This is a genomic window from Neobacillus endophyticus (assembly GCF_013248975.1).
Classification (GTDB): domain Bacteria; phylum Bacillota; class Bacilli; order Bacillales; family Cytobacillaceae; genus Neobacillus; species Neobacillus endophyticus.
Genome location: NZ_JABRWH010000001.1, coordinates 4798028 through 4821571, shown reverse-complemented (window position 1 = coordinate 4821571; position 23544 = coordinate 4798028). Strand labels below are relative to the sequence as shown.

At 37.2% G+C, this 23544-nt stretch carries 28 protein-coding genes; 21 read left to right on the top strand and 7 right to left on the bottom strand.

From position 1 onward, the window contains the following. Positions 1–69: 69 nt before the first annotated feature. Positions 70–936 carry an SPFH domain-containing protein gene (locus HPT25_RS23875; RefSeq protein WP_173069956.1) on the top strand — a complete coding sequence of 289 codons (867 nt, stop codon included), beginning with the start codon at positions 70–72 and terminating at the stop codon, positions 934–936. 11 nt (positions 937–947) lie between these two features. Further along, positions 948–1121 (top strand): type II toxin-antitoxin system antitoxin, encoded by a 174-nt coding sequence (locus HPT25_RS23870; RefSeq protein ID WP_173069954.1) that lies wholly within the window; start codon positions 948–950, stop codon positions 1119–1121. Positions 1122–1361: 240 nt separating this feature from the next. On the opposite strand, the gene HPT25_RS23865 is transcribed toward HPT25_RS23870, so the two are convergent. The 3 genes from HPT25_RS23865 to HPT25_RS23855 form a co-directional block, all read right to left on the bottom strand. Beyond that, positions 1362–1616, bottom strand: a complete 255-nt coding sequence (locus HPT25_RS23865; protein WP_173069952.1) for a sigma-G-dependent sporulation-specific acid-soluble spore protein CsgA — start codon at positions 1614–1616, stop codon at positions 1362–1364. 111 nt (positions 1617–1727) lie between these two features. After that, positions 1728–1970 (bottom strand): hypothetical protein, encoded by a 243-nt coding sequence (locus tag HPT25_RS23860; protein WP_173069950.1) that lies wholly within the window; start codon positions 1968–1970, stop codon positions 1728–1730. Between the two features lie 121 nt (positions 1971–2091). Continuing rightward, positions 2092–2805, bottom strand: a complete 714-nt coding sequence (locus tag HPT25_RS23855; RefSeq protein ID WP_173069948.1) for a class I SAM-dependent methyltransferase — start codon at positions 2803–2805, stop codon at positions 2092–2094. A 320-nt stretch (positions 2806–3125) separates the two neighbouring features. Between HPT25_RS23855 and HPT25_RS23850 the strand changes: the two genes are divergently transcribed. Continuing rightward, on the top strand, positions 3126–3407 hold the full coding sequence (locus HPT25_RS23850) for a hypothetical protein (protein WP_173069946.1): 282 nt from the start codon (positions 3126–3128) through the stop codon (positions 3405–3407). Between the two features lie 29 nt (positions 3408–3436). Here HPT25_RS23850 and HPT25_RS23845 read toward each other — a convergent pair whose 3' ends face one another. Further along, positions 3437–4321, bottom strand: a complete 885-nt coding sequence (locus HPT25_RS23845) for a VanW family protein (RefSeq protein WP_173069944.1) — start codon at positions 4319–4321, stop codon at positions 3437–3439. Positions 4322–4492: 171 nt separating this feature from the next. On the opposite strand from HPT25_RS23845, the gene HPT25_RS23840 reads away from it, so the two are divergent. From HPT25_RS23840 to HPT25_RS23780, 13 genes are all read left to right on the top strand, one after another. Then, positions 4493–5026 carry a helix-turn-helix domain-containing protein gene (locus tag HPT25_RS23840; protein WP_217269821.1) on the top strand — a complete coding sequence of 178 codons (534 nt, stop codon included), beginning with the start codon at positions 4493–4495 and terminating at the stop codon, positions 5024–5026. A gap of 16 nt (positions 5027–5042) precedes the next feature. Continuing rightward, a complete protein-coding gene (locus HPT25_RS23835; protein WP_173069940.1) occupies positions 5043–6014 on the top strand; it encodes an alpha/beta hydrolase in 972 nt (323 codons plus the stop codon). 356 nt (positions 6015–6370) lie between these two features. Continuing rightward, a complete protein-coding gene (locus HPT25_RS23830) occupies positions 6371–7123 on the top strand; it encodes an SDR family NAD(P)-dependent oxidoreductase (protein ID WP_173071432.1) in 753 nt (250 codons plus the stop codon). 29 nt (positions 7124–7152) lie between these two features. Beyond that, positions 7153–8766 (top strand): long-chain-fatty-acid--CoA ligase, encoded by a 1614-nt coding sequence (locus HPT25_RS23825; protein WP_173069938.1) that lies wholly within the window; start codon positions 7153–7155, stop codon positions 8764–8766. Positions 8767–8886: 120 nt separating this feature from the next. Continuing rightward, positions 8887–9453, top strand: a complete 567-nt coding sequence (locus HPT25_RS23820) for a TetR/AcrR family transcriptional regulator (protein WP_173069936.1) — start codon at positions 8887–8889, stop codon at positions 9451–9453. 146 nt (positions 9454–9599) lie between these two features. Then, positions 9600–10676: a phosphotransferase family protein gene (locus HPT25_RS23815; RefSeq protein ID WP_173069934.1), complete on the top strand. Its 1077-nt coding sequence runs from the start codon at positions 9600–9602 to the stop codon at positions 10674–10676. Positions 10677–11061: 385 nt separating this feature from the next. After that, the gene (locus HPT25_RS23810; protein ID WP_173069933.1) at positions 11062–11841 is read left to right on the top strand and encodes an enoyl-CoA hydratase/isomerase family protein; all 780 of its coding nucleotides are present in this window, start codon (positions 11062–11064) and stop codon (positions 11839–11841) included. Between the two features lie 98 nt (positions 11842–11939). Then, a complete protein-coding gene (locus tag HPT25_RS23805; protein WP_173071430.1) occupies positions 11940–12938 on the top strand; it encodes a phosphotriesterase family protein in 999 nt (332 codons plus the stop codon). Between the two features lie 221 nt (positions 12939–13159). Further along, positions 13160–13864, top strand: coding sequence for a response regulator transcription factor (locus HPT25_RS23800; RefSeq protein WP_173069931.1), 705 nt, complete (start codon positions 13160–13162; stop codon positions 13862–13864). Continuing rightward, entirely contained in the window at positions 13854–15269 is a 1416-nt protein-coding gene (locus tag HPT25_RS23795) for a sensor histidine kinase (RefSeq protein WP_173071428.1), read from the top strand. The genes HPT25_RS23800 and HPT25_RS23795 overlap by 11 nt, the downstream gene beginning before the upstream one ends. A gap of 157 nt (positions 15270–15426) precedes the next feature. Further along, the gene (locus tag HPT25_RS23790) at positions 15427–16839 is read left to right on the top strand and encodes a S1C family serine protease (protein WP_173069929.1); all 1413 of its coding nucleotides are present in this window, start codon (positions 15427–15429) and stop codon (positions 16837–16839) included. A gap of 348 nt (positions 16840–17187) precedes the next feature. Beyond that, positions 17188–18513: a Na+/H+ antiporter NhaC family protein gene (locus HPT25_RS23785; RefSeq protein WP_173069927.1), complete on the top strand. Its 1326-nt coding sequence runs from the start codon at positions 17188–17190 to the stop codon at positions 18511–18513. A 104-nt stretch (positions 18514–18617) separates the two neighbouring features. Further along, complete coding sequence (locus tag HPT25_RS23780; protein WP_173069925.1) at positions 18618–19202, top strand: YitT family protein; 585 nt, start codon at positions 18618–18620, stop codon at positions 19200–19202. A gap of 263 nt (positions 19203–19465) precedes the next feature. Here HPT25_RS23780 and HPT25_RS23770 read toward each other — a convergent pair whose 3' ends face one another. From HPT25_RS23770 to HPT25_RS23760, 3 genes are all read right to left on the bottom strand, one after another. Then, positions 19466–20599, bottom strand: a complete 1134-nt coding sequence (locus tag HPT25_RS23770) for a site-specific integrase (RefSeq protein ID WP_173069923.1) — start codon at positions 20597–20599, stop codon at positions 19466–19468. A 250-nt stretch (positions 20600–20849) separates the two neighbouring features. Then, entirely contained in the window at positions 20850–21071 is a 222-nt protein-coding gene (locus HPT25_RS23765; RefSeq protein ID WP_217269816.1) for a helix-turn-helix transcriptional regulator, read from the bottom strand. A gap of 96 nt (positions 21072–21167) precedes the next feature. Beyond that, positions 21168–21548: a helix-turn-helix domain-containing protein gene (locus tag HPT25_RS23760; protein WP_173069919.1), complete on the bottom strand. Its 381-nt coding sequence runs from the start codon at positions 21546–21548 to the stop codon at positions 21168–21170. Between the two features lie 223 nt (positions 21549–21771). Between HPT25_RS23760 and HPT25_RS23755 the strand changes: the two genes are divergently transcribed. From HPT25_RS23755 to HPT25_RS23735, 5 genes are read left to right on the top strand one after another with little or no spacing between them, the layout of a single operon-like run. Then, the gene (locus HPT25_RS23755) at positions 21772–21960 is read left to right on the top strand and encodes a helix-turn-helix domain-containing protein (RefSeq protein WP_173069917.1); all 189 of its coding nucleotides are present in this window, start codon (positions 21772–21774) and stop codon (positions 21958–21960) included. 39 nt (positions 21961–21999) lie between these two features. Then, positions 22000–22206 carry a DUF771 domain-containing protein gene (locus HPT25_RS23750; protein ID WP_217269981.1) on the top strand — a complete coding sequence of 69 codons (207 nt, stop codon included), beginning with the start codon at positions 22000–22002 and terminating at the stop codon, positions 22204–22206. Between the two features lie 31 nt (positions 22207–22237). Then, positions 22238–22375: a hypothetical protein gene (locus HPT25_RS23745; RefSeq protein WP_173069913.1), complete on the top strand. Its 138-nt coding sequence runs from the start codon at positions 22238–22240 to the stop codon at positions 22373–22375. A gap of 20 nt (positions 22376–22395) precedes the next feature. After that, positions 22396–23178 carry a Rha family transcriptional regulator gene (locus HPT25_RS28870; protein ID WP_246277272.1) on the top strand — a complete coding sequence of 261 codons (783 nt, stop codon included), beginning with the start codon at positions 22396–22398 and terminating at the stop codon, positions 23176–23178. A 14-nt stretch (positions 23179–23192) separates the two neighbouring features. Beyond that, on the top strand, positions 23193–23528 hold the full coding sequence (locus tag HPT25_RS23735) for a YqaI family protein (RefSeq protein WP_173069911.1): 336 nt from the start codon (positions 23193–23195) through the stop codon (positions 23526–23528). The last annotated feature ends 16 nt before the right edge of the window (positions 23529–23544 follow it).

The following is a 23544-nucleotide window of genomic DNA, read 5'->3' as shown; positions in this document are numbered from 1 at the left end:
ATCTTTTTTGATATTAAACTGATATCATGATGGTGAAAGATGGTAAGTAAAAAATAGGGAGTGGTTGGAATGAAGGAGAAAGATATAGGCAAAATAAATGGTTTTTTAGGAGTAATACTTTTCTTGTTTTTTGCCATTCTTACCCTAGTCTGTTTTAGCCAATTTTCACGTAGCGACAGTATTACATTGTTTATAGCCGCTATTTTATGTGCATTGATTACCATTTTAATTTTATCGGGTTTTACGATCGTTCAACCAACCCAAGCAAAGGTGTTTACGTTATTTGGAAGTTATCTTGGAGTAATTAAACAAGAAGGATTTTGGCTGACCATACCGCTGACGGTTAGAAAAACAGTTTCGCTTAGGGTCATCAATTTTAATAGTGATAAGCTTAAAGTCAATGATTTGGAAGGTAATCCAATTGAAATTGCCGCAGTTGTTGTTTACAAAGTTTCTGATAGTGCAAAAGCTGTATTTGGTGTAGAAGATTATAAAACATTTGTTCACACACAGAGTGAAACTGGCCTTCGCCATATTGCAAGTCAATATCCATATGATAATTTCAATAATGATTATGAGATTTCTCTTAGGCAACATTCTGATGAAGTTGCCGAAGAACTGACAAAGGATCTGCAGAAGAGACTGGTTTTTGCAGGGGTGGAAATTATCGAAGCAAGAATCATGCATTTAGCCTATTCCAGTGAAATTGCTCATGCCATGCTGCAACGGCAACAAGCAAAGGCAGTATTGGCTGCCAGGAAAGTGATCGTTGATGGTGCAGTTTCAATGGTGAAATCTGCAATTGATCAATTGAGCAGTGAGGGTGTGGTTGAATTGGATGAAGAAAAAAAGGCACAAATGGTAAATAATCTAATGGTGGCACTAGTTTCAGATAAGGGGACTCAGCCAGTCATCAATAATGGAACCATTTATTAAGGTGTGGTCTTGTGGCAGATAAAAAGCGATTTTTACTTCGTATTGATCCGCAAATATACGATGCTGTGGAAAAATGGGCAGAAGATGAGTTTCGCAGTGTGAATGCGCAAATGGAATTAATTATAAAAAAGGCTTTAAAAGAGGCAGGACGTTTAAGAAATACCGGAAATAATCAGGAGAAATAATTACCTGGTTTTCTCGCCGTTAAAAATAAAAACAAGCAAATATTATGTTTTTTTGTCGTAAACTAGGGAAAAATACTCCTTTTAGGATCGTCTTTTGTCAGACTTTGCGCTTACCTAGGAAATAATGGTGGGAATATTGACACATAAAATAAGAAGATGGCAATTTTTAAACGCCATCTTTTTTATTAGCTTTGTTAAAATCGGCAGGAAAATAAACTGTCAATTTGACAAAGCCAATTATTAAAATAACAATTCGTATACTTCATTTAGTTCATAAGCTCTCTTTTCGTCTTGTTCTTGTTTCGCGTATTGTATTTCATTTTGAAGTATCTGATTGAGAAAACCAATTTCCTTTTGGCTTAATTGCCTGACAAAGGCTTCCTCGGTTTTGTAATGACCACCTGTCAGTTTATGGTATAGCTGCTTAGCAATTGAATGGTGCTCGTCCGTGTAATTTGATAAAGTTTCACGAAGATAGCCTAAAGTTTTGTCCATGTTTTCATCAGTCCTTTCACATTTTTATTTTTTAACCAAAAGTGAAGAATATACATGAAAGACAAGTGACTTTAATTCATGAAAAAAGCAAGTATGAAATTCATACTTGCTTTACCAGAAGAATGGGAAGGCAACACCAAATGCCACAAATGGAATGAAAGCAGGTGGTCCCCAACAAGGTCCCCAGAAGCCAAACCCATGGCCATCACTTGGGATTGAAGCTTTCAATTCCTCTATCTCAAGGCCATCTTTCCTTACTTTTACCACTCTCCCAATTACCCATATACCTTCGTTATTTTTATATTTAATGATTTCTCCTTTTAGTCTCTGTGCACTCTCATAATTCAGTTCCATTCCGACTGCTCCTTTGTATGTGTACTTGCTATAAACTATGAAAGTCGGAATAGTGTTGCAAGGGTTAGTAACCTAATCTTGTCCCTTTTTTTATATTTCAAAACTGTTTTATTTTCTTAAATCACGGTTTTGTACAAGTAATGGCTCTGTGGCTTAAAGTATCATGATACTTTACAAGCATATTGCCATGCTGGTTCAAAATACTAAAAAGCTCTGGTTCAAAATTTTGCGAGAAATTAAATTCCTGTGAAGGACTTCCTTGGAGAAGATCCATATATGGTGCATTGATTTCTATGTTTTGAAATCCAGAATCAGTCAATAAACGTTTCCAATCTTCTTCAAGTAATAAAGAATCAATGGCGTAAAATTCTTTGATTTCTTCCTCATCGCTTTGACTTAGCTTGGAATTTATGGTCATTTCATTTGCAATTAATCGTCCATTATTTTTTAATACCCGATAGAACTCATTTAATGCAATGGGTTTATTTACGAAAGCTAATACTGATTCACATAAAATAAAATCGAATGTATTGTCTGGGAAAGGGATGTTTTCTATTGAACCTTGGACTAGCTGCACAGGAAGCTGCAAACTTTGGAATCGACTTCTGGCTTTTTCTACCATGATAGGATTTAGCTCAATTCCCACTACATTCGCTTGAAAGTGTTGTGACAGGTAGGCTGCTGTTTGACCTGTACCGCATCCTGCATCCAAAATTGTGGCTCCTGGTTTAATATTTTCTTGTGTAAGCATACTTTTTGTTAACAGTATTCCCCCAGGATGGGCACCTCCAACACCAAACTTTGCTAAGAAGTCAATATATGTTAAACCTCCCATTGGGCACCACCTCATACCTTTTTTGCATCTTATGACGGGAGTACCTGAGTGGTTCTTGATTCCATATTAGTTCTTAAAAAAAGGATCATTTTAATATGACTAAGTCCAATCTAATTACACATGTAGGATTCATATGAATAATGGTATTAACCCATTTGTTGTTTTCTAAGAAAAATTGTACGAAGCATTTGGAGGCAATCCTTCAACAAAATAACAGTTCTGCTTGAAATTATCTAATTATATTCCATTCAAATCTGCACAAATTAAGCTAATGAAAGGGTATTTGCTCTTTCGAACTTAAGAAAAAAGGGGTGCTGTAAATGAATTTAAGAAACCTGCCATTTCTCAGAATGTTTATGCCTAAGCGAAAAAAGGGTTTCGGTGCAATGTGGGCATCATTATTTGGTGTTGGAATTAGTGCAGCCGTTTTTGGATTAACAAGGGGAAAGCGCAGTAATTTTGCACTTCCTTTGAAAAACACATTGAACAATTTCACTCCAAGCATGAATATAGGCCGGACAGATATAAGCCGTATGGATAATGCTGCTCTGGCTGAATTTTCCGAGGAATTGATGGAAAGTGCTATGAACAATAAACAGTAACAACAAAGTCCGCGATTTCGCGGACTTTATCAGTATATAGGAGGGTTTGGCACTTTTCTGGGTATATACTGAATACTATCAGATGAGTATAGTTTAATGATTAATAAATGCCCTAATGTACGTGCTCTGATTAATATCGGCTGGTTATATTCATTTTTAAATTCAAAATCAGGTCCATACCAACTTACCGTTGCATCTCGCCCTGGAGGGATATATGAAACACTTCTACTGTGGGAAAATCGTTGTACTATTTTTAGACCGGCATTATCGACAGCATTAAATAATGTGGATGAAACTTGGCAAATTCCGCCTCCAATGTCCTCTGAAAACTCTCCTCTCTGTATGACCGGAGCCCGGAGATATCCCTTTCCTGCTGTTCTTTTACCAACAGTTTTATTAAAAGAAAATTTTTCTCCAGGAAATACAACCGAATTATTGATCGCATCAGAGGCCAATTGGATATTGTTCGTCCGATTTTTATTTTGCGGGTTAAACGATGTTACATAGCTTCCAATCCTTTTAATGCGAATATAGCTTAGCAGTTCACCATCCACTTTAGGGTAGACGGGAACTAGTTGAATTTCCAAGCTAGCGCGATTGGGATTATAAAAAGAACGATAAAATTGTTCTGTTAAATCTTGCTGATTCAGTTGAAAACCTACCTTTTCAGGGATTATATTTCCATGTTTGTCGATTTTGGCATCCTCTGTAGGTGTTGAAATTTGTTTGTTTAATTGATTCAAGAAACCTTCCATTTTTTTCGGATTGAGAATGGGTAAATCAATGTATGGATTGAAAAGCTCAGCACGATTTAAAGTAGTAATAGGTATCCCATCTTTTGTAATTGTTATGTTTGCAGGCGAATGTATTTGTTGGGCCGATAGCCAAATGCCAAATAACCAGGAAAACATCATATCCTCGATCCCTCCTCATTATAATATTGGTGATAAACTGGCATTTCATGTAACTATAGGGGAAAAACGTTTTATAATTTCGAGAAAATTATGTGGTTATTTTCTTTACAATCATTAAAAAATACATTATTATCATTATCGATAATGATAATATATATAGGAGATCAAATGATGAAGGATTCAGCTATTGATATCATTTTACATCCAGTGCGGATGAGAATTATTCAGCATTTAATCAACCAGAAGCTGACAGCACAAGACTTAAAGGAGAGGCTTCCCGATATCCCCCAAGCATCGTTATACCGTAACTTAAAAAAGTTATTGGAAGCGGGAGTTATTCACGTGGTGGATGAAAAACCTATTCGTGGAACAGTTGAGAAAGTATATTCAATCCTAGATCAACCTTTTTTGAGTCCAGATGACTTAAATAAGATGTCAAAAAATGAACATATGGAGTTATTTATTAAATTTTTTGCAAACTTACTGGGGGAATATGAACGTTATTTATCTCACGGGGATATTGATTTATTATCAGATGGAGTGTCGTTTCGCCAGGCTTCTATATACTTGAGTGATGAAGAATTTACTGATTTCACTCAAGATTTAGTAAAAGTTTATCAGAAAGTTGGCCAAAATAAGCCGGCGAAAGGAAGAAGAAGAAGGACCATTGCAACGATTTTAATACCAGATAAATCACTTGAATAGATGGGGAGAGAATCTAATGACAGGTTTTGAAAAAGATGTTACGATTCAAAGTTCAGTTGCAATCAAAGGTTCGTTGTCTGTTCCTGATACTAGTAGAGAGAAAAGTCCTGCCATTTTGATAATTACGGGATCAGGAAAAATTGATCGAAACGGTAAAATAAGTGAAAGTAAGGATTTAAAACTATACCAGCAAATAGCAGCCTATTTAACAGAGTTTGGGATTATTAATTTACGTTATGATAAACGAGGTACAGGAGGTAGTGGTGGTGAGTTCTATTCCGCCGGTTTGTGGGATTTGGTAGAAGATGCGTGTACTTCTGTACAATTCTTAAAATCTTTACCTGAAGTAGACCCTGAAAAAGTCATAGTGTTAGGTCATAGTGAGGGATGCACTATTGGAACTGCGGTGGCTGTAAGAGAAAGGCTTGGGGGCTTAATTCTGCTTTCAGGAGCAGTGGAGCGACTTAGTGAAGCCTTGAAAAGACAAAGGGATATTGCAACACAGGATATTTTGAATGCCAAAGGGTTCCAAGGGGCTTTACTGCGAATGTTAGGTGTCCATAAAAAAGTTGAATCACAAGCTCAAAAGCAAATTCAAAAATTTTTAGCCGCGAATGAAGCTGTAATAAAACAAGGATTTGTTAAAATAAACGCAAAATGGTTTCGGGAGCATTTTGCTTATAATGTGAAAGAAGATTTAGCGAATGTTTCTTGTCCAGTTCTTGCCATAACAGGTGCAAGGGATATTCAAGCAAATCCCGAAATACTAAAAGAGCTTCCGAATTATGTAAAAGGAGATTGCGAGTATCATGTAGTTGAAAATATGGGCCATTCTTGTAAATTCGTAACCCAAACTTCCACAATGTTATCTGTAAAAAAAGATATTTTTGCAGAAGCGAATCTGCCGCTCCATCCGGAGTTAACCAAACGTCTTTCAGATTGGCTTGTTCGCCAAACTGCAGAGGAGTCTTTATCAATTAAACAATAATTATATTATGCTAAACAGTTAAATGTATTTATTTTTAAATACTTTTTTAAGGGATCCAAGTTAACTCTGTCCGATTTAGAATCATCTATTTCGTCCGGAGTTAATTTTGCTTAAAATCACCATAGATAAAGGGCTTAAATGAAAAAAGTAATTAGAATATTTTGAAAAGAATTGGAATATTTTTAATTTAAATGTATAATGAAAGTATCTACATACTAACTGGTTGGTATAAGTTGGAGTTAAGAGTCCATTTTTCCATTTTCCCTAGCTTAATAGAAGAATGGTTTTTTAAGATTGCAAGATCGCAATGATATCATTTTTTGTAAGCGTGTTCATAAGAGAAAGGAATGACGAAAATGAATCTACAGGGAAAAACAGCAATTGTTACTGGAGGTGGCAGTGGGATAGGACGCGCTACAGCTCTGCGTTTTGCCAAAGAAGGGGCAAATGTAGCAATTGCCGAACTTGATGCTAATTCGGGAGAAGAAACTCTTAAAATGATAAATGATTTAGGTGGAAAAGCTATTTTTGTGAAGACGGATGTTTCAGATTCAACTGATGTTCAACAATTAATTAGAAAGGTAAGCGACACCTTCGGTTCATTCAACATTATGTTTAATAATGCAGGGATTGGTCATTCTGAAGTCCGGAGTGTGGAATTATCTGAAGATGAATGGGACCGTGTAGTTGACATCAACCTCAAAGGAGTGTTTTTAGGGATCAAATATGCTGTCCCAGAATTAATCAAAGCCGGTGGAGGATCCATTATTAATACTACGAGTTTACTAGGGCTAAAAGGGCAGAAATATACATCAGCTTATAACGCTTCAAAAGCAGGTGTTGTCGTGCTAACAAAAAATGCCGCCCTTGAATATGGAAAATACAATATTCGGGTAAATGCTATTGCCCCAGGAGTAATCGATACCAAAATTATAGAAAATTGGAAACAAAATGAGTGGAAGTGGCCGATTATTTCAAAGGCGAATGCCCTAGGAAGGATTGGCACTCCCGATGAGGTAGCGAATGCAGTTGCATTTTTGGCGTCAGATGAAGCTTCTTTTATTACCGGAACAACCCTGTCCGTTGATGGCGGCGGTCATACCTTTTAGTTCTTTAATTACTGTTTGGAGGTATTTCGATGAGTGAAACGAAAATGTGGCATAAACATTATCCTGAATCCATTGCAACAAACATTGAAATTCCAAATATACCTTTGGGGCAGATTTTAAAAAATACATTTGAGAAATTTCCTGATCACCATGCCCTGTCATTTTACGGAAGAAAGTTTAGTTATCAAGAAGTTTATCAACTATCCCAAGCATTCACTTCTAGTCTTCAGCATAACCAGGTCCATAAGGGAGACAGGGTTGCCGTTATGCTTCCAAACTGTCCGCAATACGTAATTGCCTATTACGGGATCCTAAATGCAGGTGGCATCGTTACACAGGTTAACCCAATGTCTGTGGAGAGAGAGCTTGAATATATTTTAAATGACTCCGGGGCTGAAACAATAGTTATTCTTGATACATTATATCCAAGGGTAAAAAGCGTGCAAGAGCAAACCAATTTAAAACAAGTGATCGTTGTGAGCCTGCAGCCTTCTGTACAGGATTTCACTCCAGACCGCAGTTTTGAAGAGTTTCTGCAAGAAGGAAATGGAATGGTCACTCCAGTAGAGTTTGAGCCGGAGCACGATGTCGCAATCCTTCAATATACAGGAGGAACAACCGGCCTCTCAAAAGGCGCAATGCTGACACATAAGAATTTATTAGCCAATGTTCTTCAAGCCTATGAATTCTTTAAACATGAAATGGAATTTGGCAAGGAAAAATGTTTAACCGTGATTCCATTATTTCATGTTTTTGGAATGAGTTCTTGTATGAATCTGTCTATATTTATGGGCTCAGAATCGATCATGCTGCCTCGTTTTGACTTGGAAGAGGTTTTAAACACGATAAAAAATGAGCAGCCATCGATTTTTCCGGGAGTTCCGACGATGTATGTAGCCATTACAAATCATCCAAAGGCTGTAGAATATGGGATTAATTGTATTGAAACATGTAACAGCGGAAGTGCACCGATGCCGGTTGAACTACTGCGCAGTTTTGAAAACAAAACAGGGTCAAAAATTCTCGAAGGATATGGTTTATCAGAAGCTTCGCCAACAACGCACTGTAATCCTCCATTTGCAGAAAGAAAACCTGGAAGTGTAGGAATTGGAGTGCCATCAACAGAATATAAAATTGTGGACCTTGCAACTGGTACAAAAGAAGTGCCAACAGGTGAACTAGGTGAAGTTATCATTAAAGGTCCACAGGTTATGAAGGGATATTGGAATATGCCGGAAGAAACAGCCAATACTCTTCGAGATGGTTGGTTATATACTGGAGATATTGCTAAAGTAGATGAAGACGGATATTTATATATCGTAGACCGGAAAAAAGATATGATTATTGCTAGCGGTTATAATATTTATCCTCGTGATATTGAAGAAGTATTATATGAACATCCATCCATTCAAGAGGCTGTTGTTATCGGTGTCCCTGATCCTTATCGGGGTGAGGATGTGAAGGCAGTAATGGTCTTGAAGGCGGGAAAAACAGCGACTGAAGAAGAAATCATGACGTATTGCCGCCAACATCTGGCTGCCTATAAGGTTCCGCGGATTGTGGAGTTTCGTAAGGAACTGCCGAAAACGGGAGTTGGAAAAATCCTAAGACGTACTTTAAGAGAAGAATCTCTTAAAAAGTAATCTTAAAGTTGATATTTTAAAATGGAAAATCCTTAAGGAATCATGGATTGTTCTATAAAGGGGAGAAAAGAGTATGGTATAATTTCCGGTAGATATTTATCAGATTGCGAGGACACAAAAGTGAAAGAGAAAATAACAGGGCAAAGCATCCGCTTATTCGAACAGAAAGGTTTTAGTGAAACCTCGATTCAGGATATCGTTGATTCTCTCGGGGTGACAAAAGGGACTTTTTACTATTACTTTTCAAGTAAAGAAGAACTGTTAATGGATATCCACCATGGATATATTAATGAACTGCTTGCCCAGCAGGAAAGAATCCTAATGGACGACTCGAAGACATGTAAACAAAAATTATTTGATATCATTTTCATGTTAATATCTGATATCAAAACGCGAGGTTCAGCCGCCAAAATCTTTTTTCGGGAAATGAAAAATTTAAACGAAGAACGCCTTGCCCTGATTGTTCAAAAACGAGATCAATTTCGTTATAACATTGAAGAATTAATGAAGAAAGGGATTCAGAAAGGGGAATTCCGCCCTGATTTAAATGCCGAAATTATTACATTTGGCATTTTGGGAATTACGAATTGGAGCTATCAGTGGTTTAATCCAAGCGGCAGTGCGACTGATTATGAAGTAACGGAAATTTTTGTGGAAATGATTTTAAAGGGAATACAAATGGATTAACGAAAAGTAAAAGAGGGGGTTATTTACAAAAACACCCTCTTTAAGACAAAAAACATACTGACTGGTTAGTATTTAATAATGTGTCAATTTAGAGTTTGAGTTCAAAGTAATAAAACTGAATATTTCGAATCAATAGGAGGATGAACATGCCTCATCAAGTAAGTAAGGATGTTATCCCTGTTAGGCAGGGAGAAGAGTTGAACTTAAAGATTTTAGAAAATTTTCTACGCGAGCAAATAGATTCGTTGCCGAATGAACCTCTTGAAGTTCTTCAATTTTCAGCAGGCCACTCCAATTTAACCTATCAACTAAAGATGGGAGAATGGGAGGCTGTGTTGAGACGTCCACCTCTTGGTCCAGTAGCACCGAAAGCCCATGATATGGAACGAGAGTGCAAAATTCTCTCTGAATTGAATCCCATTTTTCCTGTGGCACCAAAAACACTGGTCTTTTCGAAGCAGCCTGAAATCGTCGGCAGTCCTTTCTTCATTATGGAAAGAAAACGAGGCATTGTCCTTGATACATCATTTCCTGAAGGGGTTCAGGTGACACCGGAACTATGCAAGCAAATTTCTGAAATAATGGTTGATAAACTTGTAGAATTGCATTCCATTTCATACAAGGAAACAGGACTTGCGGAAATAAGCAAGCCTAAGGGATTCATGGAACGTCAGGTTCATGGCTGGATCGGCAGATATGAACGAGCGAAAACGGATGAAATTGCAGGGGTGGAAGCCTTAATGCAGTGGCTCAAAGATCATATTCCAGCAAATGAAGAGGTAACCATCATTCATTATGACTACAAATTGAATAATGTCATGTTAACGGAGGACTTCACGAAAATGTCAGGCCTTTTTGATTGGGAAATGACAACAGTAGGCGATCCTCTAGCTGACCTTGGAGTGGCGATGAGCTATTGGAATCTTCCTGATGATCCTGAAACCTTGAAAAAAGGGCTCGGAAAAGATCCTGTTACGGCGGTTTACAAAGGATTTCTCACGCGCAGGGATTTTATCGAGTTATATGCCAAAAAAAGCGGCAGAGATGTCTCAGATTTACATTTTTATTTAACCTTTGCCTACTTCAAGCTTGCTGTGATTGTTCAGCAAATCTATTATCGGTTTAAAAAAGGTCAGACAAATGATCAACGTTTCGCCGGATTAAATCGTTTTACCGCAGGGCTTATTCAGCATGGAACTTTGGTGGCAAACGAAAAAATTTAATATGACAATAACTCGTAGATGGCGGCTGGCTGATTAAACCTTGCCATTTTGTCCATTTTGTTGATCGCAGTAAAAAATCAACAGGCAAGTTTAGCCGTGCTGTTTAAATAAAAGGCAATGTTAAAGAACAATGTTGATATTCAAACACTGTTGATTGGAGCGGAAGGCACGAAGACTTCTCGAAAATGCTAACGCATTTCCTTCGTGTGTGGGCGAATTCAAGGAAGTCATTCAATGTCCTGCGGGAGTACGGGGCCGGGGAGACCCCGAAGGTGCTTCAGCACCAAGGAGGCTCTTCCGGCACGCCCGCGAACCGCTCGTGCCTTGAGCAAAATCAACAGGAAAATTTAATAGTGCCAAATAAAAAAGAAAGGGAAGATGAATTTTGACACAAGAACATTTAATCGTAGAGAAATTGGGACCAGTTTTATCGTTAACATTGAACCGTCCAGAAAGTTTAAATGCCTTTAGCCCTCAAATGATTTTAGGATTAAAAGAGGCCTTGAAAAACGCCCAAACTGACGAGGATATTCAAGTTATTGTCTTATCTGGCGCAGGACGTTCATTCAGTGCCGGCGGGGATGTCAAAACGATGGGACAATCGGGAGCTGTTCAAGTTTATGAGCATATTGGCAAGCTGAATGAACTAATTTTACAAATGAAAGAAACGGAAAAACCGATTATTGCTGCAGTCCATGGCTTTGCAGCAGGTGCAGGTTTCAATTTGGCGTTAGCCTGTGATTTAATTGTTGCCGCAGAGGATAGTAAATATGCTTTAAGCTTTTCACAAGTAGGTCTAATTTCCGATGGTGGCGGCTCTTACTTCCTTCCAAGACTAATCGGACCGCATTTGGCAAAACAATTCCTTTTTACTGCTGAACCGATATCAGCTGAGCGTCTATATCAATTAGGTGTGATCAATTTCCTTTACCCATTAGAAAAACTTCAGGAAGAAACAACCAAACTGGCATTAAAATTAGCGCATGGCCCGGGAAAATCATATGGGAAACAAAAGAAATTAGTAGATCAGGCCTTTACCGCATCTTTAGCAGAAATTCTTGAGCAAGAGCGACTGATTCAGATGTTAATGGTTCAAACGGAGGACCATCAGGAAGGGATTAAAGCATTTAAGGAGAAGCGGAAGCCAGAATTTAAAGGAAAGTAATGAATTCTAAAGCAGCAAAAATCTGATTGCATATTGTAAATACTCCATTAAAACGTTACAAGCCATCGTTTATAAAGGAAGATGAAAGGGTGACCCATATTATGAAAACAGTAGAAACCGTTACAGGACCAATATTCATTGACCAGCTAGGGAAAACTCTCATCCATGAACACTTTATTTTTGGCTACCCGGGGTATCAAGGTGATGTAACACTTGGTGGGTTTAAAGAAGAAGAGGCTTTAGAAACTGCTATTGGAATTGCCAGACTCATGCAGAGGTACGGTGTGCAGACTGTTGTCGATCCAACCCCAAATGAGTGCGGCAGGGATCCATTATTTTTGAGGAAAATCTCGGAAGCGACGGGCCTGCAAATCATCTGTGCAACAGGATATTATTATGAAGGAGAAGGAGCTCCGCCTTATTTTAAGCTTAGGCAGGCACTTGGGACAGCTGAAGAAGAAATCTATCAAATGTTTAAATCAGAAATTACTGAAGGGATTGCAGGAACCGGGATTAAACCGGGAATAATTAAACTTGCATCGAGCAAGGATGAAATAACTGAATATGAACAATTATTTTTCCGTGCAGCCGCTAGAATCCATCAGGAAACCGGAATCGTGATCCTGACGCATACGCAGGAAGGAACAATGGGCCCTGAGCAAGCTAAAATGCTGATTGAGCTGGGGGTTGACCCAAATAAAATCGTTATAGGACACATGTGCGGCAACACCAATCCAGATTATCACAAGGAAGTGATGGAGAAGGGTGTCCGGATAGGATTTGACCGCTTTGGATGTCAAGTTTTAGCGGGAACACCGTTCGATCATGAACGAGTCACGACACTTTTGTCATTATTAAAAGAAGGTTACGAAGATCAGATTTTATTGGCACACGATACAGTAAATATTTGGCTGGGCAGGCCGCCGGTGATGAATGAACAAGTGGCTAAAATTATGGAGAACTGGCAGCCAGCCCATATTTTTGAGAATATTCTTCCGGTTTTGCGTGAAGGCGGTATAAACGAACAGCAAATTGATAAAATGCTAGGTATCAACGCAGCTGCTTTATTTGCCGGAGAACCTGCAAAAGTGATATGATCTCTGAAAAAGTCTTGAACATTGTTCAAGGCTTTTTCATTTATGAGATGATGTTAAAGAGCAATGCTAATTGGCGCGGAAAATACAGAACCGCTAATTTATTAAAAAACTATGAACAAACTGTTAATTGATTGGGAAGAATTAGGCAGAACGTTTGATATGCCCTAAAAATCGTATACACTATTGGTAGGTAATGTTTTTGTTTTGGGAGATGATGAAATTTGAAAATATTGGTAATAGAAGATAATAAAAGTGTATGTTCCATGATCGAAATGTTCTTTGCAAAAGAAAAGATAGAGGGTGAGTTTGTCAATGATGGCTTGGAAGGTTATCAGCGTTTTAAATCAGGTACATGGGATGCATTAATTGTCGACTGGATGCTGCCAAGCATGGATGGCGTCACAATTTGCCGTAAAATCAGAGAAGAGAAGTTTACCGTACCCATCATTATGTTAACGGCAAAAGATAGTGAATCAGACCAGGTACTCGGTCTGGAAATGGGGGCAGATGATTATGTGACAAAACCATTTAGTCCTTTGACATTAATGGCAAGAATTAAAGCGGTAACCCGACGATTTCAGGCGCAGATGCCAAACGGACATGAGGACAATGTATTACAAACAGAACATTTTCATGTAACCAAGACAACGAGGGAAGTGATGGTTGACGGAACACTTATAACGAATCTGACACCGAAAGAGTTTGATTTATTGTATTACATGGTGGAGCATCCTCGACAGGTTTTTTCGAGAGAACAATTGCTTGAACGGGTTTGGGGCTATCAGTTCTATGGGGATGAACGAACAGTAGATGTTCATATTAAACGACTGAGAAAAAAGGTGGAAACAAGCGCCAAGCCATTTTTCCATACCGTTTGGGGAGTTGGTTATAAGTTTGATGATTCGACTAAAGCAGATGAAGTTTAAATATTTCTACCAACAGTTCTTTAGCCATATCAGTATTATCCTAGTAGCATTTTTATTATTAAGTCTATTATTTGCCCATTATCTTGAAAATTTAGTTTATCAGAATAAAGCAGAGGAGCTTATTTCATACGGTAAAGCCATTTTGGCTGATATCAAGAGTTCACCTTTTTCTGCCAATCAAATTATTAATGAATACAGCTCTGTCCTTGATGCCCGAAAGATAAACTTCAGCTTGTTTGACCAGAATAGGAATTATTTAACTGCAAGACATGGCCTTGTCGTCAACGTATTATCTGAATCGGAGTGGAAAAAAGTAGAAAATGGCCATACGTTAATTGTTAATGCCGATTTTAAACGATTTGGTCAAGAAGGTGTCACCTTTGTAGTTTTACCCTATTTGGAAAACGGAGAATTTATTGGTGGTATTATATTGGCTTCATCAATCAGCGGTTCAAGTGATATGATTCACCAAATCAATAAAATATTAATGTATACCATATTGATCGCGTTTGCCGTATCCTTTTTACAGAGCTGGTTCTTATCTCGTATTCATGTGAAGCGGATTAAACGGCTCCGGGAGGCTACCTCCCTAGTTTCTTCAGGCAATTATAATGTAAATGTTCATTCTTCTAATTATGATGAAATTGGTGAATTGGCCGAGGATTTCAACCATATGGTCCATAAGATTAATGCCTCTATGGAGGAAATTGAAAGTTTGGAAAACCGCCGACGGCAATTTATGTCAGATGTTTCTCATGAACTTCGGACACCGTTAACAACCATCAGCGGCATGATTGAAGGATTGAAAAATAATATGATTCCGGAAGAAGACAAGGAAAGGGGAATTAGCTTAGTAAGTCAAGAAGCCAAAAGGCTGATCCGCCTTGTAAATGAAAACCTTGATTACGATAAAATTCGTTCGAACCAGATCCGATTGTTCCGAGAAGATATTCAGCTCATGGAGGTTTTGGAAATTATCCAGGAGCAGTTAAGCTTTCAAGCAGAAGAAAGAAATAATCAAATTGTGGTCGAGTCACCACCCGATGTTTATGTCAATGCTGACTATGACCGGCTATTACAAATTCTGCTTAACATCACAAAAAATAGTATTCAATTCACTGCAGACGGAACCATTTGGCTTAGAGGTCGATGCGAGGAGAATGCAGCGGTCATTGAAGTAGAGGATACAGGAATGGGTATAGATCCTAGTGAAGTAGAAAATATATGGCACCGTTTTTATAAAGCTGATATATCAAGGACGAGCAACCCTTATGGAGAGTTTGGTCTTGGGCTGTCTATTGTCAAGCAATTAGTGCTGTTGCATAACGGTGAAATAAATGTTTTTAGTGAAAAAGGAAAAGGAACGAAATTTGTCATCAAATTTCCACGGACTGAAGCTTTTTGAACTTTTTCATCAGTCTTGAGGATGCTCCTTTTCTAAAATAATATTTTTTTCTTAAATTTTTTCAAATCTCGTTAATGTTTGTTAATAATTTCTTAAGATTTATCAGCTAAAGTAAAAAATAAAAATTAATAGATTTGCCTTAAAGGAGTTGGAATTTATGAATTTTGAAAAAGAATTCGAACAGGAAAATTCAGTTGATTTATCAGTCCCAGCAAATATGGGGGATAAAGCAAAAGAAGGTACCTTAAAAGAGGAATTCGATCCAACTATCAATGATCGATCTTATGAGACTAGTAATAGGATGAATAGAACGGAAGATACCGGATCTAACAAGGATGAACCGTATAATGTTCAAAAGTTTGAAAAGAAATCAGAAGGTAATTTCAAGAAAAACGTTAAAGGTTTTACTTCATTGGTAGCAGCTGGTGTCGTTGGTTCTGTTTTGACACTGGCAGTCCTGCCTCATACAGATTATATCAAGAATTTATCAAACGATAATTACAATAATCAGTCTGTAACAGCTTCCACTGAAAATGTAACACAAGCCAAACCGGTTTCGGCACAGGCGACAACAACTGCTTCAGGTTCGATTGCAGATACTGTTCAACGAGTTTCTAAAGCAATCGTTGGGATTGATAATTACCAGCAACAACAACAGCAAGATTTCTTTGGAAATTCCACATCTTCGCAAAGTGTGGAAACAGGTTCAGGATCAGGCGTAATTTTCCAGAAGAAGGACGGTTATGCCTATATTGTTACGAATAATCACGTTGTAGAAGGAGCCAGCAAGCTAGAAGTATCCTTATATGATGGTTCAAAAACAACTGCCGAGTTAGTGGGAACAGATGCCTTGACAGACTTGGCGGTTTTGAAAATTCCTGGAAAGTATGTAAATACGATCGCGACTTTTGGTGATTCATCTTCACTCCGCCCCGGAGATCAAGTATATGCGATTGGAAATCCGCTCGGTTCAGAGCTTTCCAGAACGGTCACACAAGGGATCGTAAGTGCTACCAATAGAAGCATTTCTGTTTCAACCTCCGCTGGAAACTATGATACAACGGTAATCCAAACGGATGCAGCCATTAACCCAGGTAACAGTGGAGGTGCTCTGATTAACCCTGAAGGGCAAGTAATTGGAATTAATAGTATGAAAATTTCCGAAAGCGGTGTAGAAGGATTAGGGTTCGCGATTCCAAGTGATGATGTGATTCCAATTGTGAACCAATTGATTACCAATGGTAAAATTCAACGTCCATATTTAGGAGTCAGCCTTGCAGATTTAAATGAAGTTCCACAAATTTATTTGCAGAACCTTCCAAGTAACTTATCGAATGGTGTGGTAGTAGTAAGTGTTGATGCTAATTCTGCTGCGGGACGTGGAGGTATACAGGCGAAAGACGTTATTGTTTCCATGAATGGGACATCCATTTCCGATTCTGCTGAATTACGAAAGTTCCTTTACACAAAAGTGAAAATTGGCGATGATGTAAAAATTGGCCTTTATCGGAATGGTAAGCTTCAAACTGTTACAGTGAAGCTAGCTAGAAATACAAATAATTCTAATTAAAAAATACTTGAATATGACAAGAAGAAATAATCTGCCAACCTCACCTCTTGCCGACTATGATATAGGACAGTTGTTGAGGTGGTGTAGGAATGGCAGTAGTAAAAGCTAGATTCTGTTTATGGTATTTCAGACTTTTTGGTTATTGAACTGGAACTTGGTATCATCAGTCATGTGTTTCTCGTTATAAGTGGCATTGTTTTTAATAACCAACGTCAGAAAAATGTTCGAATGTATATAATACTTTCTAATCTTCAGAGCCGATTGAAACGGCTCTGATTTTTTATGAAGAAAACATGCTTATAAAATGTTGTATAATGAAAGTATGTTTCTTTTTAAAGGTGGTTCAGCATGAATTTACAGATTACTCCTATTCGAGTTTTCATTCTGTTTTTGACAACCTTTATCGGGGTTGCCAGCTCAGTGACTTTCCATTTTCCGCTTGTTATTGGTTTCCTTCCAGGTTACCTGGTATTAGTAAGAATTGCGAAATTAGCAAAATTTTCATGGAAACAGATCATGAAGATTAGTTTATTGGGAATCTATAAAACTCGAATTGTGATTATTATTTTGTTTCTTGTTAGTTTTTTACTGCCATCTTGGTATCTTTCAGAGACGATTGACCAGATGGTAAAGACAGCCTTAATGTTCATTACACCCACGCATTTTTTCGTTCTTTCCTTCCTTTCTGCTATGATTGTATCCTTGCTGCTTGGTACGACCGTCGGAACGTTAAGTGCAATTGGTGTTCCGATTTTGGGGACTGCCATGGTTCTTCATCTTCCTCTGGGAATGGCAGCAGGCGCTTTAGTTTCAGGAGCCTTTGTAGGTGACAGGACTTCACCATTTTCTAGTTCTCACCAACTGATGGCACATACTGTTGAAATCCCTATTCATAACCAGGGGAAAGCCATGCTGTTAACATCCGTGATAGCGGTTGGATGTTGTTTTTGTTTTTATGGCTGCTTGGATCTATGGATATCATCCCATGCTCCCATGCATTTGAAATCAATTGAATGGAGCGGATTTACATGGAGCAACTTTATACCTCCGCTCATTTTAATCCTAATGGTAGTTTGCCGTATAAGTATTATTTATGGATTCCTTTCCAGTATTTTATCTGCTGCGATGCTGGCCATTCTAAACCATATATCTATATTAAGAATTGCCACTTCCTTTTGGAGCGGAATTCCCAGTCTTGGTGGTGGATTGGTTCATATGTATGAATTACTTCTGTTTTTAGCATTAGCAGGTGCCTTTAATGGCCTCTTGGAAGAGTTGCATGTTATTCAGCCATATCTGGATAAATGGATGCAAACATCCCGTTCTTTAACAGATGATACATTTAAAACAATTATTGCGACGCTTATTATTAGTTTAATAGCAGCAAACCAAACCTTACCCATTATCTTAACAGGCAGATCTTTTCTTCCCCATTGGTCCAGTAAATACGGAAGGGAAGAGCTGGTGCGGGTCATGGGAGATTCGACGATGTTGTTTCCTGGGATCGTTCCATGGAGTGTTCTCGCGATTATGTGCAGTACCATTATGGGGGTCCAGTTATTTACCTATTTGCCCTTTGCGTTATTTTTATGGGTTCTGCCATTTGTTACCTTGGCCGTATCTAAAGTAAAGCAAATACGTAAAGATAAATCCCGCCGCCTCACTCCTGCATAAAACGGTGCCTGTAATATAGCATCGTTTTTCGATTTTTGGAACTTTCGAATGAACCTGACCAGTTTTTCATATAAGTAGTATAAAAGGGACAAGGAAGGGGTTTTATGGTAAAAAAATTAGCCGTTATTGGATTTGGCAGCACCATGATTGGGATTGGGATTAACGGGTTCATTCTTCCGTTTCATTTAATCAATGGCGGATTTTTTGGCATCAGTTTATTGCTAAATTACTTATGGGGTTTGAAGGCAGGAATTACCTTTATCATTCTGAATATTCCTGTTTATCTTTTTGCTTTTAAATCGAATCCGTTGTACTTTTATAATGGGTTGATGGGCGCTGTTATTTCTGGAATGATGCTTGAAATATTGGTGCCGCTAAACGGGACAATTCAATTACCGATCATGAGCAGTGTGATTATTGGCGCTTTTATTATTGGAATCGGGGTTGGCGTTATGCTGCGGGCACATGTCAGTCCCGGCGGAATGGATTTACTGGCCCTGTTGCTGGCTAAATGGTCAAATGTTAATGTAGGTGTCATCCTGTTAGCCATTGATGCTGTCATTATTACAATAGGGCTATTAACATTGCAGGAACCAAGGCTTTTTTACTCATTGTTAGTTGTTTCTATTGTTGGGCTGTTGGCAAGTATCATAACTTTTCTAAAAAGTGTGAAATTTTATATGAATTAAAATTGTAAAAGGGGTTACCATGAAACCAGTTAGTGACCGGATTAAAGAAAATTTGAAGATTTTATTTGTCGGTTTTAATCCGAGTATTCGTTCAAGTGAAACAATCCTATTATCCTAATGAATACAAATGAAAAAGGCAAACCCTTGGTATTACTGGGCTTGCCTCATTTTTTGTTTTTGAGGATTCCTAAAGAATCCTGTAGAAATTTATTTTTTTTTGCATCTATTTTGCATCATGAAACCTCGAAAAAAATCGATATTCCTTATTTCACATCAAATAGCTGATGCATTGTTTCGTCAACATGCCGCGATTCTTTTTGCTCCATTTCATCGAGGATATGGGAATAAGTTTGTAAAGTGGTGACGATATCTCCGTGTCCTAATCGTCTAGATACATATTTAACATTTATTCCTTGATAAAGTAGCATAGATGCATGGGTATGTCTTAAACCATGAAGTGTAATTTCTGAAACGCTGGATTTTTTGCATAATTTTTTTAATGCTTTATTTACGGATTTTGGATGTATTACTTCCATAAATGAATTAACAAAACACAGATTTTTTGTATTTCGAAAACCTGTTAGCATAGCATTTTTATTTTGTATATTTTTCAAGGTTTTTAATAAATCACAAGTTTCTTTATCGATGGTGATAGTGCGCATAGATGCATAATTTTTAGTGCTTGAAAAATCATTTGTATATTTATAATCCCACGTTTTATTTATAGTAATTGTTTGATTTTCAAAATTCACACAATCCCAAGTTAAACCGATTATCTCGCCAATTCTAGCTCCGGTCGTAATTGCAAAAAGAATAATATAGCCAGCAATAAATTTAGGATGTATTTCTTTTTTAGTTTCATTTACAAGGGATTTCACTTCTTCGAAATTTAAAAATTTTAGTTCCTCGACTTTATCCTCTTTTTTCCCTTTAATAACTGCTTTGTAAGTTGGATCTTTTGTAATAACTCCATCTTCAATCGCATTTTTAATGCATGATTTAATATAAATATGTCTGTTTTTCACCGTTCCTGTCGCATGAGTTTCCGCAAAATCATTTAAAAAGCGTTGATACATATCTCTAGTCAGTTCCTTCAGCTTTACTCCCACAAAATATTGTTCAACCAATTTAACAGCAAGTTCAATGACAGAATCATTTGCTGGGCTGTGCTTCCCTTTTTTATATACCTCAAACCAATTACGCATGTATTCCGAAAAAAGCTGATCTCCAGCAGTTATATCATGTCCAACGTGCAATTTCTTCTCGAGCTCAGCAGCTGCAAGCTCACACTCTCGTTTTGTTCTAAAGCCTCCTTGAGTTTTCGTTTTGTATTTCTCTCCGTCTTTATAAGAAACTCTATACCTCCAACCATTGCTTAATTTCTGGATGCTAGCCATGGTGCTTTCCTCCTATAATTCACAAATTTTTCTATATAAATTATAGAACATTTGTTCCGTTATGTGATATAATTTTATTAATTCATTTGAATTTGTTCGGAAATTTAAAAAATATGTCGAAACTTGTATTAATTTTTTTCGACAAATAAACTTTTTTAAGTTGTAAAATGGACTTAATAATTGTTCTAAAAGTTAACATCAATGATGACTATCGGTCGCGAGTAGACATTGTCCACTCATTGACCTACCCTTAGACTTTTATGATTTCATAAAGGTCTTCCATTTCACAATTTAGTTCTGCCGCAATATTAACCGCTGCTTCGTAAGACATAATCGACTGGTTTTTTACATATCTTGAAATCGTTTGCTTTGTCTTTCCGACACGATCAGCTAGTTCTTGTTGCGACATTCGTTTCTTTTGTAAATGGACAGAGAGTAGGCACTTACCGATTTTGTAAGTCACCACTACCATCCCTTTAGGAGCTGATGATGCGTATGCAAAAAGAAGTTATTGACATCTCCGAAATTATTTTATTACTTCTGGAGGAAAACAAAAAAACGGAATCGATTACTTCTCCATCGATCGTAAAGAACGGACATACGCCATAATGCCTTTTAACTCACTTAAGGTGAGTTCTTTGCCATCTATTTGGATTTTGTATTTGTCACTCAATTCTTCATCCGTCATTTTATCAAGATCGTAAATAAATTCTTTGTTTTTCACTGAATACAAAGAATCTAAATTTATCTCTTCTTGACCTTCAAAAAAGAATCCCGGTTTCACTCCGTAAAAATCTGCTGCCTTCAATATTAGGTCGATGCTTGGCTTTTGTTTATTATTTTCGATTTTAGACAAAAAAGCCGCACTTATACCTAATTCTTTGGCAGCTTCTTTTTGCTCCAAACCAAATTTGCTTCTTGCTTTTAAAAAACTTCTACCAAAATTCACACAACACACCACCTTCTAATTTAATTTACTATAGTCAAGAAACACATTCAATCACCCTAAATTTACTTATAAGTTAACTTTTTTAAAAAATTAATTATAATTAATTGACTCATTGGAAAATATATATTATGATTAACCCATAAGTTAATTGTAATGGTTAATTTTTCTAGGAAATTTTTTTTTAACACCGATTAACTTATAGGTTAATCGAGGAGGTGATTTTGTGGAAAAAAATTTTATTTTACCGCCAGTCTTAACGGCTTTAGATATCCAAAATTTTCTTAACATCAGCAAAGGGAAAGCCTACGAGCTTTTTAAAGAAGATGGTTTCCCAACAATTATTATTGGCGGTAACAAACGAGTTTATCGAGAAGAATTTCTCAATTGGATAGATAGCAAAAAAATCAACTAGGGAGAGGTAGTTGTGATTGATAAAAAAATTTGGTGGACAATGAAGGATCTCGAATACGCAACTGGTTATAGCGATGACTGGTTAAAAGAAAACATCCTTTTACGTCCTTGTTACAAAAAAATACTAGATCTAGATAACGGTGGATTTGTTTATTACCCAGAGAGGCGCGGGGAAAAATGGTTGTTTATCGCTTCGAGGATGCAAGAGTTTTTGGAAAAGTATTTCGTTCAAATTTTCGCAAGATGATTGAATATAGATCGAAAGGAGCTTAACGATATTGGATAACGATCAGCCATCAAGTGATGCTAAAAAGAAATTTTTAATACTCATTGAAAAAACGACATTACCTAAAATATTAGCTTTGAAAAAGTTAAAGCAGGCTGAAAAAGATGATAAAGAAGGTAAAAAGGATTAACCAAACTAGGGGGAGTAGAAATGAACGAACTAATAGTTATCGAACAAAACGGACAATTGTTAATTGATAGCAGAGAAGTTTCCTTAATGGTTGGGAAAGATCATTCAAATCTAATGAGAGATATTCGGGGATACGTTTCCATTCTTGAAAATTCAAAATTGAATTCTCAAAACTTCTTTATACCTAGTACTTACAAAACCGAAGGAAATAACAAAACGTATGACTGTTTTCTTCTTACTCGTAAAGGTTGCGATATGGTAGCGAATAAAATGACTGGTGAAAAAGGAGTTCTTTTTACAGCAGCATATGTGACTAAATTTGAACAGATGGAGAATCACATCAGAATAAGTCAAGCGAAAGTTTCACCAGCCTTAAAAGACTCCTTCGAAATGCAACTGATCGGAGTAGAATATACATCCAAAATCTTAAGAGTGGATGAAACCTCAAAAATCAGGATGCTAGAAGCGGCACATAAACAACATCAAGTACCAACCAATCATTTACCGGCTTATGTTGATGAAGAAGTGACTAAATCACTTTCTCAATTATTGAAAGATCATGACATTAAGTTAAGTTCAGCTAAGGTAAATACCAAGTTAATCGAATTAGGCATTTTGGAAATTAAAGAACGACCTAGTTCAAAGGGTGGGATGAAAGAATTTAAATCCTTGACGGAAAAGGGTTTAGAGTACGGAAAGAACTTACTCAATCCGAAAAGTCCGAAAGATACTCAACCTCATTATTATCCATCAAAATTCATAACATTAATGGAATTGCTGAAAACAGATGCTGTATTAGTTTAAGGAGGTAAAAGACGATGCGTGATTTAGAAAATCCAATGTGTATCGATGCTCACTGGCGCCACCTAGAAACTGCATCAGGCCTTGAAAATGTGTTAGCTCAACCTGAGTGTGCAGGTATTGATTTCTTTGGAGACGAGATCTTCGAAGGTGAATGCATCTGTATAGATCACGACAACTTTGATGAAATCGTATTAAGAGAACATTTAAAACGTTACTGTGTAGAGCAGCTTCAATTTATTTTTAGAGGGGGATTGGTGAGAGATAGGACTCTTAAGATCACCTTTGATGAAAACTCTATAGAAAGCCACTTAGTAGATCATTACAACTTCGAATTTAGGCAGGCGGACTGATGCCAAGAGCCATTCT

Excerpts from the sequence above, each read along its gene's own strand:
- HPT25_RS23750 (WP_217269981.1), top strand. The coding sequence starts at position 22,000 with ATGAAGGATCTCGAATACGCAACTGGTTATAGCGATGACTGGTTAAAA.
- HPT25_RS23765 (WP_217269816.1), bottom strand. The coding sequence starts at position 21,071 with ATGGTAGTGGTGACTTACAAAATCGGTAAGTGCCTACTCTCTGTCCAT.
- HPT25_RS23845 (WP_173069944.1), bottom strand. The coding sequence starts at position 4,321 with ATGATGTTTTCCTGGTTATTTGGCATTTGGCTATCGGCCCAACAAATA.
- HPT25_RS23780 (WP_173069925.1), top strand. The coding sequence starts at position 18,618 with ATGGTAAAAAAATTAGCCGTTATTGGATTTGGCAGCACCATGATTGGG.
- HPT25_RS23865 (WP_173069952.1), bottom strand. The coding sequence starts at position 1,616 with ATGGACAAAACTTTAGGCTATCTTCGTGAAACTTTATCAAATTACACG.
- HPT25_RS23825 (WP_173069938.1), top strand. The coding sequence starts at position 7,153 with ATGAGTGAAACGAAAATGTGGCATAAACATTATCCTGAATCCATTGCA.
- HPT25_RS23860 (WP_173069950.1), bottom strand. The coding sequence starts at position 1,970 with ATGGAACTGAATTATGAGAGTGCACAGAGACTAAAAGGAGAAATCATT.
- HPT25_RS23830 (WP_173071432.1), top strand. The coding sequence starts at position 6,371 with ATGAATCTACAGGGAAAAACAGCAATTGTTACTGGAGGTGGCAGTGGG.
- HPT25_RS23840 (WP_217269821.1), top strand. The coding sequence starts at position 4,493 with ATGAAGGATTCAGCTATTGATATCATTTTACATCCAGTGCGGATGAGA.
- HPT25_RS28870 (WP_246277272.1), top strand. The coding sequence starts at position 22,396 with ATGAACGAACTAATAGTTATCGAACAAAACGGACAATTGTTAATTGAT.
- HPT25_RS23735 (WP_173069911.1), top strand. The coding sequence starts at position 23,193 with ATGCGTGATTTAGAAAATCCAATGTGTATCGATGCTCACTGGCGCCAC.
- HPT25_RS23875 (WP_173069956.1), top strand. The coding sequence starts at position 70 with ATGAAGGAGAAAGATATAGGCAAAATAAATGGTTTTTTAGGAGTAATA.
- HPT25_RS23790 (WP_173069929.1), top strand. The coding sequence starts at position 15,427 with ATGAATTTTGAAAAAGAATTCGAACAGGAAAATTCAGTTGATTTATCA.
- HPT25_RS23815 (WP_173069934.1), top strand. The coding sequence starts at position 9,600 with ATGCCTCATCAAGTAAGTAAGGATGTTATCCCTGTTAGGCAGGGAGAA.
- HPT25_RS23835 (WP_173069940.1), top strand. The coding sequence starts at position 5,043 with ATGACAGGTTTTGAAAAAGATGTTACGATTCAAAGTTCAGTTGCAATC.
- HPT25_RS23850 (WP_173069946.1), top strand. The coding sequence starts at position 3,126 with ATGAATTTAAGAAACCTGCCATTTCTCAGAATGTTTATGCCTAAGCGA.
- HPT25_RS23795 (WP_173071428.1), top strand. The coding sequence starts at position 13,854 with ATGAAGTTTAAATATTTCTACCAACAGTTCTTTAGCCATATCAGTATT.
- HPT25_RS23855 (WP_173069948.1), bottom strand. The coding sequence starts at position 2,805 with ATGGGAGGTTTAACATATATTGACTTCTTAGCAAAGTTTGGTGTTGGA.
- HPT25_RS23785 (WP_173069927.1), top strand. The coding sequence starts at position 17,188 with ATGAATTTACAGATTACTCCTATTCGAGTTTTCATTCTGTTTTTGACA.
- HPT25_RS23770 (WP_173069923.1), bottom strand. The coding sequence starts at position 20,599 with ATGGCTAGCATCCAGAAATTAAGCAATGGTTGGAGGTATAGAGTTTCT.